This window comes from Sideroxydans lithotrophicus ES-1, from assembly GCF_000025705.1.
Lineage (GTDB): Bacteria > Pseudomonadota > Gammaproteobacteria > Burkholderiales > Gallionellaceae > Sideroxyarcus > Sideroxyarcus lithotrophicus.
In genome coordinates this window covers 160,721-176,189 of the sequence record NC_013959.1, presented here as the reverse complement: position 1 = coordinate 176,189, position 15,469 = coordinate 160,721, and the positions used below count along the sequence as shown (strand labels likewise).

Sequence of the window (15,469 nt, the reverse complement as noted above, 5' to 3'; positions counted from 1 at the left end):
TTCTCCTTATTCAATGGTGGCAAGAGCGGCGTATTCATGTGCATCCTTCCCTTCGGCGCGTTCTTTCCACGGGTCTTCCTGTGAGTCGCGTTGCGATTCCAGGAATCGCCCATATAGCTGTGTACGCCCGGCAGCATCCTCAACGATGTGCCGCTTGACATAGACCAGCCCGACACGCTCTATCCATGGGGCCGTACGCTCCATGTAATGAGCTTCCTCGCGATAGAGCTGCATGAATGCACCGCAATACTCCAATACCTCGGCCTCGGTCTCGACCTTGCACAGAAAGTCGGTGACGCGAACCTTGACGCCGCCGTTTCCGCCCACATGGATCTCGTAACCGGAGTCCACGCACACCACACCGAAATCCTTGATGGTGGCCTCGGCGCAATTGCGTGGACAGCCGGAGACGGCGATCTTGAATTTGTGCGGAGTCCACGAACCCCAGGTCATCTTTTCGACCTTGATGCCCAGCGAGGTGGAATCCTGTGTGCCGAACCGGCACCATTCCGATCCAACGCAGGTTTTTACCGTGCGCAACGCTTTGCCATAAGCGTGGCCTGAAACGAATCCCGCATCGACCATCTCGGCCCACATCTTGGGCAGATTGTCCTTGGTGATTCCATATAGACCGATGCGCTGGCCGCCGGTGATGTGGACGGTAGGCACTTCATAGCGTTCGGCGATCTCGGCGATCGAACGCAACTCGGCCGGCGAAGTGACGCCGCCCCAGATGCGCGGGATGACCGAATAGGTGCCGTCCTTCTGAATGTTGGCATGCACGCGTTCATTGATGAAGCGCGAACGGCTGTCGTCCTGATATTCGCCAGGCCATGCTGCCAGCAAATAGTAGTTCAGCGCGGGACGACAGATATGGCAACCATCCGGGGTTTTCCATTGCAGGGTCTGCATCAGGTCGGGAATGGTTTTCAGCGCACGAGCGCGAATCGCCTGTTGCACATCCTGGTGCGAAAATTCAGTACAGGCGCAGAGCGGTTTCTTGCTCGGCTTGGCGGAATAATCGCCGCCCAATGTGTTCGCCAGCAGCGCTTCCACCAGACCGGTACAGGACCCACAGGAAGAGGATGCCTTGGTATGGGCACGCACTTCTTCCAGCGTGAACAGTTTCTTGTCGACGATGGCATTGACGATCGCTCCCTTGCATACGCCGTTGCAGCCGCAAATCTCCGCCGTGTCGGACATGCTCACCACGCTCGATACGCCCCCGAGGCCGGAATCCCCGATATGCATCTGCCCGAACAGCAGATGCTCGCGCAATTCGGAAACGTCCGTTCCATCGCGCATCATCTGGAAATACCACGGGCCGTCCACGGTATCGCCGTACATCACTGCACCGCGCAATTTGTTGTCGCGCAACACCAGTTTCTTGTACACGCCGCGCGCCGAATCCTGCAGCAGCAACTCTTCGTCCAATCCGCCCGAATTGAAATCCCCCGCAGAAAACAGGTCGATGCCCGTTACCTTTAACTTGGTCGAAACGGAAGAACCCTCATAGCGCATCGCCCCGTAACGGGCGAGATGATTCGCCGCCACCTTGGCCTGCTCGAACAAGGGTGCGACCAGGCCGTAAGTTTGCCCGCGATGCTGCACGCATTCACCCACCGAATATATCTTCGGATCGTAAGTCTGCATGGTGTCGCTGACCACGATGCCGCGCTCGCAATGAATACCTGCCGACTTGGCCAACGCGATGTTGGGGCGGATACCGGCCGACATCACGATCAGGTCGGCTGGTATTTCCTCCCCATCCTTGAAGCGCAAGCCGGTGACGATCGTTTCACCCAGTATGGCTTCCGTCTGTCGCGACAGATAGAACTTCAGTCCGCGTTTTTCCAGCGCGTCTTTCAACAAGCCACCGCCGACCTTGTCCAACTGGCGTTCCATCGGCCAGTCGCACAAATGCACCACGGATACGTCCATGCCGCGCAGCGACAAGCCGTTGGCCGCTTCCAGTCCGAGCAAGCCGCCGCCTATCACCACGGCGCGACTGCCTGCGGTGGCCTTGCTCAGCATGCTCCCGACATCGGCGATGCTGCGATAGCTTAATACGCCGGGCAAATCAATTCCGGGTATGGGCAGCATGATGGGATTGGAACCCGTTGCGATAAGCAGGCGATCGTAGGGAACAATGATTCCATCATCGGTTTCGACCACACAGCGGGTGCGATCGATCTTCGTCACTGTTTTCCCGGCGTGCAGGGTGATACGGTTTTTCTCGTACCAGTCCCAGTCGTTCAGGATCGTGTCCTGGAACGACATTTCGCCGGACAACACGGGAGACAGCAGGATGCGGTTGTAGTTTGGCTGCGGTTCCGCACCAAATACTGTTATGTCGAATTCGTCCGCCGACATCTTGAGCAATTCCTCGATGGTGCGCATACCCGCCATACCGTTGCCGATCACTACCAGTCGTACACTTTCTTTCCTCATCGTTTACTCCTCAAAATAAAAAGACGCCGTCCGGCCCTCAGCCGTAACGACGTCTTTGTCGGTGTTTCTGATCGACCTTCCGCCCGCCATTGGGTTGGGAAGATTTCTATAGCCTGGTAGTGCAATTCCTGTGCCATTGCAATGGCCGCATAGATACTGGTGATGCCGGACAAAATGTGCATTTAATTGGTGCACAAGACCTTCTTCTGGTGCATCAATGCAATTGACAACGAACCCGAGCCTCTTTGAGTTCCGGCAGATTATTGCCGGAGAAGCTGCCCGCCTTGTCAGCCATGATCGCATTGCTCAAGAAACGTAAGCAGCTGTTCTCGCAATTCATAGTAATCAGGGTGCTCGAGCAACATCTTGCGTGTGCGCGGGCGTGGCAAATTGATCTCCAGGATCTTGCCAACCCTTGCGTTCGGACCGTTGGTCATCATCACAACACGGTCGGCAAGAAGGATCGCCTCATCAACATCATGAGTGACCATCATGGCCGTGACCCTGGTTCGCGTCCAGACTTCCATCAGCACTTCCTGCAGGTCCCAGCGCGTCAGCGAATCCAGCATGCCGAACGGCTCATCGAGCAATAGCATCTTGGGCGAGAGCGCAAACGCGCGTGCGATGCCGACACGCTGCTTCATGCCGTTGGAAAGCTCGGAGGCTCTCTTGTCCTTCACGTCGGCCAAGCCGACGCGACCGAGATAATTTTCGACGATGTCCTTGCGGTTCTGTGCCGTCACATGCGGGTATACCTGTTCCACTCCCAGCGCGACATTCTCATGGGCGGTCAGCCATGGCACGAGACTGGGAGCCTGGAATACGATACCTCGATCCGGCCCTGCAGCGGCGATCTCGCGTCCATCAAGAACGATGACACCTTCGCTGATGTCGTTGAGGCCGGCCATCATGGATAGCACGGTTGATTTGCCGCAGCCGGAATGGCCAATGATGGATATGAACTCACCCTTGCGTATCTTGAGGTCGAAACCGTCGACCACTTTGATCGGCCCCTTCCTTGACGGATAAATCTTCGATACCTGCGAGAAGTCGACATAGCGGTCCGGATTTGCTTCAGTGACGTCTCGAGATTTCTGGCTGACGTTTGATTGGTGTTCACGCGATGTGTTTGGCAACACTGAAGGAAGGTTGACGATCTTGCTGTCGACAGCCGCACTTTTTTCCGCACCAATCTGCATGAGATACTGTGTCACATCACGGCGGATGCGTTTGAACTCAGGCGCATGATTGATGGCTGCACGGTCGCGCGGACGCGGCAGCATGACGGGGAACTCTGGCCCCAGTGTCGCATTCGGACCAGGGTTCAGCGGGATGATGCGGTCGGCCATGATGATGCCTTCGTCCACGTCGTTGGTAATCAATACGACGGTCTTTTTCTCCTTGCTCCAGATGCGGATGATCTCGTCCTGCAACTTGGAACGGGTGAGGGCATCCAACGCACTCAACGGCTCGTCGAGCAACAGGATGTCCGGGGAAGCTGCCAGCGCACGCGCCACCGACACCCGCTGGCGCATACCGCCGGATAGTTCGGCAGGCCGCTTGTCCATGGCATGGGTCAGGTTCACCATGTGGATATATTTTTCGACGCGCAACATACGTTCCCCCTTGGGCGCGTCCTTGAATACCTGATCGACCGCGAGAGCGACGTTCTGGCCTACCGTCATCCACGGCATCAGTGAGTAATTCTGGAATACCACACCGCGATCAGGCCCCGGCCCCGCTATCGCTTTTCCTCTTAACAAAATCGCACCTGCATCTGCCTGCTGAAGCCCGGCGATCAACGAAATCAAGGTCGACTTGCCGCTGCCGGAAAAGCCAACGATGGCAACGAACTCGCCCTCGTTGATGCGCAGGTTGATGTCGTCAAGCACAACCGTGCGCTGTGTGCCTGTGCCATACGACTTGCTAACCCCTTTGAATTCCAGGATAGGGGAGGATGTCACCGGTGGTGACGCGATCTCGGCGTGATCAGCCTCTATAAGTTGTGCGCTGGATTTCATTCGATTTTCCTGAGTAGTCACTTAGTTGGTGCGCTGACCGAAACTGGCCATCTGCTGCAGCGTATGCATGGTCCGGTCGAGCAGGAAACCGACGAATCCGATGGTGAATACCGCCACCATGATGCGTTCCAGCGACTGTGAGCTGCCGTTCTGGAATTCGTCCCAGACGAATTTGCCCAAACCGGGGTTTTGCGCCAACATTTCGGCAGCGATCAGCACCATCCACGCCACACCGAGCGACAGGCGCATGCCGGTGAAGATCAGCTTGAGAGATGAGGGGATAACGATCTTCATCACCTTGGTGCTGGTGGACAAGCGCAGCACTTTGGAGACATTGAGCAGATCCTTGTCGATTGAAGCGACACCCAGTGCGGTGTTGACCAGCGTCGGCCACATCGAACACAGCGTCACGGTGATCGCCGAGATGAGGAATGATTTCGCGAACATCGGATCGGCGCTGACATAGAGTGCGCTGACCACCAGTGTGACAATGGGCAACCAGGCGAGCGGCGACACCGGACGGAATATCTGGATCAGTGGATTGAGTGCAGCCTGTATCGTCTTGTTCAAACCGCACAGGATACCGAGCGGCACGGCGATGATCGTCCCCAGGAAGAACCCGACGAACACCGTGTAGAGGCTGGTGAAGATCTGATCCAGGTAGGTCGGCTGGCCGGTGTACTTTATCTCATCGAATTGCTGCCCCGGGTTCGTGGCCTGGAATTCAGCCTTGCGTTCCTTCTGGCGTTCTTCGAACGCAGCTTTGCGTCCCTGCTCGTCTTGATATTCCTGATACAGGTTGCCAGCCTGTTTCATCACCGCAACCGGTCCCGGTAATGTGCCCAGCGACGTGTGGACATGGCTGGCTCCGACATCCCACAAGACCAGGAAGATGAAAATACCCAGCAAAGGCGGCAGCACTGTGCGAAATATCACCCGCAACACCGGCTCGCCGCTGGAGTCGGGTTGCAACAATGCGGACACACGTCGCCTGATGGATGGTGTTGGTTGTATTGTGTTCATGAGTACTCCACGCAGTCATTTGCATCCCGGCAACTGCCGGGACGCATTCACTATATTTACGGCTGTTCGTTGCCCTTCAAGCCAATCTTGAACTTGTCGATATACGCATTCGGCTTGCGCCCATCGTAAACAATGCCGTCGATGAAACCGTCTTCCCGTCCCTTGAAGCCGGTCTCCCTGGAAAAATCGGGGAAGTCGGACGCCTTCATCTTGCCTTCAGCTATCAACTCCTTTGCTGCAGTGGCATATATGTCCGGACGGTAGACCTCTTTGGCAATCTTGATGTACCAGCTGTCCGGTTTGGCTTCCGCAATCTGGCCCCAGCGGCGCATCTGCGTCAGGTACCAGACCGCATCGCTGTAGTAGGGATAGGTTGCGTTGTGGCGGAAGAATACGTTGAAGTCAGGTGCGGGACGCTTGTCGCCTTTTTCATATTCAAAGGTACCGGTCATGCTGTTGGCGATCACCTTTTCGTCGGCACCAACGTAGTTCGGTTTCGAGATCATTTTGACCGCTTCCATACGGTTCCCGTCGTTCTGCGCGTCAAGCCAGTATCCGGCACGGATCAGCGCCTTCACGATGTGCACAAGCGTATTGGGGTGCGCATCCGCCCACTTCTTGGATACGCCGAAAACCTTTTCCGGATTGTTTTTCTGCACGTCGTAATCGGTTGCGACCGGCACGCCTATCCCCTTGAACACTGCCTGTTGGTTCCACGGTTCCCCGACGCAATAACCGTCAATCGTGCCGGCTTCCATAGTTGACGGCATCTGAGGCGGCGGAGTGACCGACAGCAGCACGTCCGCCTTGAGGGTCCCACTGGTATCGCCCTTGGTCGGCGCGTAGTAGCCGGGATTCATTCCGCCTGCCGCAAGCCAGTAGCGCAATTCGTAATTATGTGTGGATACCGGGAACACCATCCCCATCTTGAATGCCTTGCCCTGTGCCTTGTATTCGTCGACAACTTCCTTGAGGTACTTCGGATCGACCGGATGTACCGGCTTGCCATCCTTCATAGGCAGCTTTTTCTTGAGCTCGGTCCACACGGCATTGGAAACAGTGATGGCATTGCCATTCATGTCCATGCTGAACGGAGTGATGATGTCGGCTTTGGTGCCTATGCCGATGGTGGCCCCAATCGGCTGACCGGCAAGCATATGCGCGCCATCCAGTTCGCCGGTGACTACTCGATCGAGCAACACTTTCCAGTTTGCCTGCGCTTCCAGCGTGACTGACAGCCCCTCGTCCTCGAAGTAGCCTTTCTCGTAGGCGACTGCCAGCGGCACCATATCGGTGAGCTTGATAAAACCGAATTTCAAGGAAGTCTGTTCGGCTTTGCCGACTGCGGCTTTAGCGTCGGACAGGCCTAGCGGCGCAACACAATTCAGTGCGAGCACACACGCAACGATTGCCGTACTTTTAAGAAATCCGCGACGAGGTTTACAGTTGCCGTTTACGGAAACGGCCGTTCCATTTGTAGTTTCACTTTTCATGTTGCGTTCTCCTTGAATTAACCGCCATATATAAAAGACAACATCTTTAAACGATCTAATAAAAAAGCGTCCGACTACGCATTTGCGCAGTGGGACGCCTTTGTCCTTGTACTCATTTTCCGAACCGCCATTGGTTCGCTACTGACAATTGCGATGCAACAGTCGTGCCACAACTTGGCGGGTACGTCTATTGCCTATGCAATCAGCAAGATAGAATGATTCTCCGTTTTTCTTTGAGTTTCATTAGCATGATTTAACGAACTGAATTGGTGCATGACTTTATTTGGTGGCCACAAATGTGCACCCCTTATGCGCGTATATTCAAACTGAATTCTTTGTATATCCGTTGGCACGATACGGACAGGATGACATCGCCGCCCGGGTCAAAACCATCATTAACTTGGCCTGTTGCTGGATATTTGTAGTTTTCGTGCCGATCCGGGAGTCTGCGCCATAGGGCAGATTCCCGGATCATTGAAATACTCAATGGGAGTTTTCAGCTCCTGTATGGTGCGTTTGAGATCGGCACTGCCCCGAGTTTGTGCGGAATTCAGGAAACCGCTGCGAGCGTCAGAACCGCTTCGGCCACATCCGCCAGTCGCCGGTTCTGCTCCATGGATGCATTGCGCAATCTTTTGTAAGCAGCATCCTCGCTGAGATTGAAGCGCGCCATCAGGATACCTTTGGCACGCTCGATGGTTTTCCTCTCGTCCAGCGCGCGCCGTGCCGCAACCAGCTCGGTCTCCATGCCGGCCAGCCGCTGGGACTGAGCCTGCAGCACGTCGACTATCGACCGTCTCTGACCGGCTTCACCACCGGCATGTGCCACAAAGCTCAGTGCATTCTCGACTGGTATGGCGGGGTTAAAGAATTTGTCGGCCAACTCGGCGCTCGCGGGCGGGTGCTCGCGAAGCGCCTTGAGCAGTCCTTCCGAATCCTGCAAATCGGACTCAGCCTCGTTGACAAGCGAAGCGCAGAGTTCTTCAAGGCGGTCCACCAGCGTGCACTGTATAGACCAGATTGCTGTCAGGCGCTCGCTGCATGTTTCGAACCACTTATCGCTCAGATTTGCGTCGAGGGCGGTGGTCTGCCTGGCATTGCACAACATCCGCCGCATGCGCTCCAGCTGCGCGATGCAGGATGCATCCTGGACTTCCTGCCACTGGGCCATCAGCTGCTCTTCTATGAATTCACCAAATACCTGGAAGTGGCGTTCCTGGGCGTCGATGAGATGCAAGATTCTTTGCTGGTGGACATCGTCGCAGATGCCTGAGGCGAAGGACAACGCCCCGACCGCACGCTCTCTGCCTGCCAGCTCCTTGCCCTGAACCAGATTGAAGAACGCGACCAACAAGCTGGATATGCGCGGATCGACCGTGGAATCAGCCACCTCGAAGATCAGGGAAACCAGGCCGGCGATCAGGCGGCTGAATGCTGCGATAGAGTCATCCGCAGTCAGCTTCTGTTCACTGATTCGTATTCTGAGTTCGGGAAGTTCATCCAGACCGAGCAGAACCCAGGCCATCAGGTGCAGAAGCCTTGCGTTGCCATAGATGGCTCGCTTCAACTGCGGCTCGAACGCAGTCCGCAATTCGCGCTCCACTGACTCGGATTCCGCGGCCAATTCCAGGCGTATGTCGGCAAAGCGATCTCCAGCCGAGGCGAGGAAGATGCCTGATGCACCGCGTTCGGCCTGCAGATTGTGAATCAAGTGGCCGACTACGCCGACGAACTGCGACATTGCGGCCAAGTGCTTTAACTCCTCGATCTGGAGTTGTTTGGCAAGCAGGACGATCTTTTCCGCTGACAATTTCATGGTTTGCTTATGACTGAATGATGTTCAATCATAAGCAAACCATGTGCCATCAAATCAGATATGCCCTAAGCGTTTTCCGATAACTCACTGACCGTGCCCTTGCCAGCAACTGAAAATGTCCATATTCATCGGATATGAACGCTAAGGAAAAATGAAAACTCCCTTACGGAATGAGGGAGCTTTGAGGTGGTGCGCCGGAAGAAGTGAATCTGGGCACTGGGAAGTGCAGTTGCCTATCCCTTAATAAAAATAATCTGCGTCAATATCTCGAGCATGGTGCAATAACAGAGAAACCGATGCCTGAGTTTGTAAACAATGCAGTTCGACCCAATATTATTATATATACGTTCTACAAATCGTCCCCCTCGTACGTGATGTCAAGGATACACTTCGCCCAGTAACCGCCGGCATCATCAAGTTGTTTATAAGCAGTACAACCTTCTCTTACCCGCATGTCCGTAATCACGCCATGTATAGGCACACTCCCGTTATGCCTTCTTTCTGCAACCCATTTTTCCGCTTCTCTCTTAAGTTGGGCGATATCTTGCTCAATCGCAAGTTCGGGCCTGGCAGCCCTGGCCCCATTGTCATTGAAGCCATCATGAACATATTTTTTCCTGCGTGTTTGGTTGGTGGAATGCTCGCCCTGCACTGTAGCTCCAATTACAGCAGGCGTTACCCCTCCCCCATAGACATTGGTAGAGCCACCCGAATTGGACTGCATAGATGACGAGTTGCGTGCTCTGTCCATCAACTCATCGGCAGCACGCTTTTCCTTGGCCTCTCGTTCTGCACGTTGCGCTCGACTTCTCTCCTCTGCATCAATATCGGCCTGCTTCTGCTGGATAGCCCTATCTTGAAGTTGCTTTATTTGACGCGCATTAGCCTGGTCTTGCTGCGCATAATCATTAAGTTGGCTCTGGAATTGCTGAAAACCCGCCCTCATTGCTCCATCAGTGGCGCGAACCGATTCGTTATTTTGCCGAATACGCTCTGCTTCTTGTTCTGCTCTTTCTTGATCCTCCCGTTGCTGGGTCTTCTTCAGATTAATCGCAACCTGTTCCATGCGCATCCGATGCAGTTCGTCTATACGCCCGCCGTTTTTAAACTCACACGGAGACTCTTTCTTTTCGTTATACCCCTCTAGATTATAGTAGCTCCGACAAGTACCAATACCATCCGGCCTTCCATTACTCAGCACTCCCTTAAAGTCTAAACCCGCAAAGTGATACCACCCCTCCTTGTCGGCCAAAGCGACCGGGGCGGAAATAGATGCGTAATGCGGCACCTCTACCTCAGCACAACCAGCCAGTAAGTAAATTGAGACGATCAAAATTAATGTTTTCATATTGTCCATTTTTTATTCACCTTAGCCATTAAGATTCATATGACGTTTGACTAGTGGCGCGTTTGAGACGCATGCATTACAGGGGATTGGAATTTTCTTTACTCTACTTTGCTATTTAGTTGTTCTATTTAGTTCGGATATCATTTTCCTAACTAATAGTTTGGATTCTTTCTTATACGCCTTATCCTCGTCGGCAATCAGCGGGGCTGTGAACCCTGACATTGTCGTTAATAGGATAGTCGCTTCGGTTTTCATTAAGAGCGCTCCATTTTGATAAACTTCAATTTCGACAGTTTGCGTGGTCTCGCCTCCGTTGTAGTTTGGAATTAATCCAAGCGACCCCAAGGTAAGCAAAGCTCCCAAGAAGCTTCCAGATTCCCACTTGTTGTCAACTGTCACCATTGAGATATAAATCCCGTTCGGGACCGGTTGTCGACTAGGCGCCTCTTCAACTGAAGAAAAGAGTCCGGTTTCCTCTAAAGCGTGCAAAACATTCGTTCCCGCCCATACATAAGCTTTTTGTCCTGGCATTATTTTTGGTCTAGCCAAGTTCTGTTGCTCATCCCAACTATATTTATAAGATGCGTCATAGTATGTTTGACAGCCGCTTAATAAAAATAGGGAGGCTGCTGCCATTACAAACATAAATATGCGATTCATTAATACATCTCCTCTTAATAAATTGAAAACTTACAACCAAAGTTCTTCAATTGGCCATGCAACATTCTTGGATAAACGCTATCAACGAGATATTCCTTGCAGGCAAATCAATTTGTTATGCAAACGTTAATCAATAATCACAAATGGCACATTTAGCAATCTGCCAAGACCCGTCTGATGTGCCCGCATTTATATTCCCGGTCGCGAATGAAAAAAGCGTACGTCACATGAAATATAGGCCCAATTTGATGTGGTACGCCTAGAGAGATAAATTGGGAACTGAGGAAAGAAGATTCTTTCCAAGAAATTTCAGCATCCAGATCAAATATTCTCAGTTTGCTGAATACTCTGACCTGAACGCTGTGTGGCTTCATCTTGTAAGTTAGCCTCGATCTGGACACCTAACCACACCGGAGAAGACAGGCGGTCGGCTAATTAGTAGCCGTTAATAATCGTCCACTTTGTAGCTCTCCAACAAAATTTGATTACAGCCACCGTATTTTGTATTCACGCCACATTGATATGCGGATGCGTCATCAGTCTCACCGGGACCCATTGACGAATGGCACATTCTTTCTCTATTGCCGTTATTGGCCACGATAGTCCAGCAAATGCTTGCACTTCTATTTCCATTATTGGTTACTTTGACATAACCGGATCCGCCGCCAGCACGAGAGCATACTGACATTTCTACCGGATATGCTCTGTGAGTCCATGTTTGGCAATCGTCCTGCTCAGCCTTCGATGCCGACGCTAATCCTAATGACAACACTGATGCTGCTACCAATAGAAACTTCTTCATCTAATCCCCCTGTTAAGTTAAGAACTACTAAACATTATTTAGACTCCTAATGCGCATGCATGGAGGTGAAGCCGCGTGGAACATTATTTTGTATGGTGTGTTTCGTCTATCCCACGAACGAGGGAGCCGGACGAGAGGTAAATAGATTAAGTACTGATCAAGCCTCGCCGTATTGCTTCAACAGTGGCTTCTGCGCGAGAGGAGATATCAAGCTTGGAGTAAATCGAGCGCACGTGCGCGATAATGGTATGGGCACTCACGCTGAGCAGTTGTGCAATCTCTGTGCGGCTTAATCCCTTGGCGATATAGGTCAATACCTCTTCTTCGCGCGCAGTGAGTGGTACCAGCAACAACGATGTCGCAGGGGTTTGTTTGGCCAACTGCATGATGCGTCGGGCCACTGGTGGCGAGAGTGGTGGAGCGCCATTCAGAATCCCGTGGAGATCACGGATCAACTGCTCGTCCGTTTGATCCTTTAGCAAATAGCCATCGGCACCAGCGTTTAGTGCAGGTAGCAGATGAGCATCGTCGTCATATGCTGTAGCAACGACGCAGTACCCCGCCAACCCTTGCATTTTGGCCCGCCGGAGTATATCCACGCCTGTTCCATCTGGGAGATTGAGATCAACCACTATCAGATCGAACGATTTCGAATCTAACGCAGAATAGCCTTGGGCCACGGTGGCAGCCTCTGTGACATTCACCTCCCCGAATGCCTGACGCAACAAACCAGCGAGCCAGTGGCGGATATCTTCAAAGTCTTCTATCAGCAGTATGCTGTTCAAGGTCTTCACTTATGGTATGGCATTTGTACGGCAAGATAGCAATATTGCTTGTCTGCTGCCTGGCGCTCAATCCCCCATTCGTGGGAGCCGTTCATTTCTGCAACGCGAGACTTGATATTATGCAATCCTCTGCCCGGCACCCAACTGGATGGCTCGGTCAGTGCACCATCACTGCTGATTCGCAGGAAGAGCCCCCCGCTATTCAGGCCAACTTCCATGATTATATTTTCTGCCTGAGCATGCCTGATCGCATTGGTGATCGCCTCTCGCGAAATTCGGCGCAAGTTGATGTGTTGCTGCGAATTGAGCATGACTGCAGGCCATCTCTCTGGAGAACGCCACTCAAAATGGACCCCCAACCCTGCCAGCTGTTCACGCGCACCGGCTTCGATGTCGGTAATCACATCGGCAAGCTGCGCCTCCTCTGCACCGAGGACGTAGATGACATCACGCAAGCCGCGCAATGCATTGCGCGCGACCTTGCTGATTGTGGGTTCACGCGTTTGGTGGATCAGTGATAACAATCGTGCTGCAACATCATCGTGCAGATCTCGTTGGATGCGATGACGCTCTTCCTGCGCCCCCTGCTCGCGCGCCGCGATTATGTCCCGCGAATAACGCATGAGTTCCAGCAATCGGTTTGCCAACTTTACATCCGTGGAAACAAACAACCGTTTCCCCTGGCCGCAACAGAAAAGCTCCATCGCTCCAAGGCCGTCAAGGCTGGGAAGTTGCAGCACCAGCCCACCCTGTTCGATGATTGCGGCCTCGCGTCTGTCCGGGCTCACTTTCACCGTGAGTGGATCGAATATGCGCTCGATGATCTGCCGCCACTGCTGATCCGGCGTTACTCTTTGTCGCTGCAGCATGAGTGCGTCCACCAGATGTGGCAGGGCATGATCCAACGCTCTGCTGCTGTTTCCCGAGAAGCGCCCCCAGAACCACTGGCGTGCCAGAAGATAAAATCCTCCGACAACCATCGCTAAGCCGCCCGATGTAATTTCTGTCAGGTGCCACCAATAGACAAAAAGCGCATCGGCAATCAGGGCAATTGTTATGAAGATCAGCCATTGCCACGCCTTAAACCACCAGTGCTGCAGATCAAATTGCTGGTAGCGAATGTTGCCAATGGAAAGTCCTAGATAAAACACAAACACCGAACCAAAAGTAAGCACGGTGGAGGTAATGGGTTTGCCCGTTAATATGATGGGAATGCAAAACAGTACAACGTTAAGCCCCAGTGTGATCAACATGGTTGTCAGCATCCACTTGAGCATTGCGCGTTCCAGTGGTGCGCCCAGGGATTTGCGCCACTGCAGGAACGTGAATAGCACCAGTATGAGGAAGGCCACGACAAGCGGCGCATAAAAGGGGTGGATCGGCCAACTCCACTGCATCGTCTCGTTGAGCCATGTTCCAGCACCCCAAATAGCTAATATCCAGACCGCGGGGCCACTACCCAATTTTCGCGGGCAGTACCAGAAGGTGGAAATCGCAGCATAGGCGAATACGACGAAGCCGAGGTGACTGGCAGACACCATGGCATAAAAGAGGTTTGACGGCATCACAAGTTCGCGTGCCACATAGATACCGCAGCAGTAGGATGCCACCATAAACCCCATGCCCGATATCGCCAGAGCCCTTGCAACCGGGTCTTTGCGCCGCAGGCTCCATGCGCTTATACCGAGGAGAAAAGAAGTTCCGCCGAAGATTACCAGCCACCAGAACACAGCAGGCAGCGCTGTCGGTCCCGGGATGGCGAGCGGGTTGATTTTGGCTCTCCGGCCATCGTCCAGAATAACGGTGAATGATGAAGATGAAATGGCCTCCCAAACCCGTTGCTGAAGGTCCATAAACTCATTGTATTCTGCGTAGCTGCCTAAATAGTCAGGGTCTTCCTGTGTAGCCAGCGAGCGAACAGCTACTCTTTCATGCGGCGGTGTCTCAAATGCAACGATAATATCGCCAGCACTTAATTTTCCGGATGCCGGGCTGTCGTGCACAACCTGCTCGACACGCACCCCTTCTCCGTCGTAGGTTGGATCAAAGACGACGCCCAACCACGGCTCGCGCATGGCAAGCTCTGTAGACAACACAGCTAAACTTACTGTCAATATCGCCGAAATAGTGATGATGGTCACTGGCGCAAAAGAAGGAAGCCACTTGTAGCGAGTCATAGCCTGTCCGCTGAGATTATTGAGCACGCGATAACCTCCCGTGCCTTGCTGGAGCGGACGCTCCTTCACCGATGCCGCACGCGGGATTCACTATCACGGACAAAATCAAAGATAGCTGAATCAATTTGCTTGCGAATACCGACATAAGGTTATCGTCAGTCCCAATGCATCAGCTTGGCTGATTTGGCGAGTTCCTCCGGCTTGCTAAACAACATCGCCTGGATAAACATGGCAAACATGGAAATGTCCATATTACATAATGATGTTGGTGCGCTCGGCGGGAGTCGAACCCACGACCCTCGGCTTCGGAAACCGATACTCTATCCAGCTGAGCTACGAGCGCTTTGAACGGCGCGCAGTATAGCGTTTTTTGCGGGTTGCTACGCATTCCTGCGAAAAACAGCACGCGCGTCCTGCCGCGCCGGACAGCATAAAAAATGCTATCGTGTGCACCATGAATTTTGCCAATCCCAGCCCCGAAGACATCTGCAAACTGTTGCGCGAGGTGCATAGCGTCGCCGTAGTGGGGCTTTCCCCCAATACTGCCCGGCCCAGTTTCCGCGTGGCGCAGGCATTGCAAAGCTTTGGCCACCGTATTATCCCGGTTCGCCCTTTGGTGACTGAAGTTCTGGGCGAAAAGGCTTACCCCGATCTTGAAAGCCTGCCCGAATTGCCGGACATCGTGGATGTCTTCCGTGCACCTGAGCATGTGCCAGCTATCGTGGATAGCTGTATCGAGCTGGGGATCAAAAGGCTGTGGTTGCAGGACGGCGTGGTACACGAGGAAGCTGCGCTGCGGGCGCAGCAGGCAGGCATCATCGTGGTGATGGACAGGTGCATGTTCCGCGACCACACCCAGCTGTGCAACCCTTGAGCGCAAGCACGTATAATCG

11 protein-coding genes and 1 tRNA gene are annotated in these 15,469 nt (G+C 53.3%); 1 reads left to right on the top strand and 11 read right to left on the bottom strand.

Features of this window, described 5'->3' with window-relative positions; genetic code table 11:
- Positions 1-6 precede the first annotated feature (6 nt).
- The 11 genes from nirB to SLIT_RS00745 form a co-directional block, all read right to left on the bottom strand.
- Positions 7-2,451 carry a nitrite reductase large subunit NirB gene (gene nirB / locus SLIT_RS00790; RefSeq protein WP_013028299.1) on the bottom strand — a complete coding sequence of 815 codons (2,445 nt, stop codon included), beginning with the start codon at positions 2,449-2,451 and terminating at the stop codon, positions 7-9.
- A gap of 287 nt (positions 2,452-2,738) precedes the next feature.
- A complete protein-coding gene (locus tag SLIT_RS00785) occupies positions 2,739-4,472 on the bottom strand; it encodes an ABC transporter ATP-binding protein (protein ID WP_013028298.1) in 1,734 nt (577 codons plus the stop codon).
- 21 nt (positions 4,473-4,493) lie between these two features.
- A complete protein-coding gene (locus SLIT_RS00780) occupies positions 4,494-5,495 on the bottom strand; it encodes an ABC transporter permease (RefSeq protein ID WP_013028297.1) in 1,002 nt (333 codons plus the stop codon).
- 56 nt (positions 5,496-5,551) lie between these two features.
- Positions 5,552-6,988: a CmpA/NrtA family ABC transporter substrate-binding protein gene (locus SLIT_RS00775; protein WP_013028296.1), complete on the bottom strand. Its 1,437-nt coding sequence runs from the start codon at positions 6,986-6,988 to the stop codon at positions 5,552-5,554.
- A gap of 550 nt (positions 6,989-7,538) precedes the next feature.
- Positions 7,539-8,804 carry a nitrate- and nitrite sensing domain-containing protein gene (locus SLIT_RS00770; RefSeq protein ID WP_013028295.1) on the bottom strand — a complete coding sequence of 422 codons (1,266 nt, stop codon included), beginning with the start codon at positions 8,802-8,804 and terminating at the stop codon, positions 7,539-7,541.
- Between the two features lie 349 nt (positions 8,805-9,153).
- Positions 9,154-10,161 (bottom strand): hypothetical protein, encoded by a 1,008-nt coding sequence (locus tag SLIT_RS00765; protein WP_013028294.1) that lies wholly within the window; start codon positions 10,159-10,161, stop codon positions 9,154-9,156.
- 102 nt (positions 10,162-10,263) lie between these two features.
- Complete coding sequence (locus tag SLIT_RS00760; protein WP_013028293.1) at positions 10,264-10,812, bottom strand: hypothetical protein; 549 nt, start codon at positions 10,810-10,812, stop codon at positions 10,264-10,266.
- A gap of 445 nt (positions 10,813-11,257) precedes the next feature.
- Positions 11,258-11,614 carry a hypothetical protein gene (locus SLIT_RS15745; RefSeq protein WP_150102910.1) on the bottom strand — a complete coding sequence of 119 codons (357 nt, stop codon included), beginning with the start codon at positions 11,612-11,614 and terminating at the stop codon, positions 11,258-11,260.
- A 146-nt stretch (positions 11,615-11,760) separates the two neighbouring features.
- Positions 11,761-12,399 carry a response regulator gene (locus SLIT_RS00755; RefSeq protein WP_041420924.1) on the bottom strand — a complete coding sequence of 213 codons (639 nt, stop codon included), beginning with the start codon at positions 12,397-12,399 and terminating at the stop codon, positions 11,761-11,763.
- 5 nt (positions 12,400-12,404) lie between these two features.
- Positions 12,405-14,603, bottom strand: coding sequence for a sensor histidine kinase (locus SLIT_RS00750; protein ID WP_150102909.1), 2,199 nt, complete (start codon positions 14,601-14,603; stop codon positions 12,405-12,407).
- 239 nt (positions 14,604-14,842) lie between these two features.
- Positions 14,843-14,919: transfer RNA gene (locus SLIT_RS00745), tRNA-Arg, on the bottom strand.
- Between the two features lie 111 nt (positions 14,920-15,030).
- Here SLIT_RS00745 and SLIT_RS00740 point away from each other — a divergent pair.
- Positions 15,031-15,450 carry a CoA-binding protein gene (locus SLIT_RS00740; RefSeq protein WP_013028290.1) on the top strand — a complete coding sequence of 140 codons (420 nt, stop codon included), beginning with the start codon at positions 15,031-15,033 and terminating at the stop codon, positions 15,448-15,450.
- Positions 15,451-15,469 lie beyond the last annotated feature (19 nt).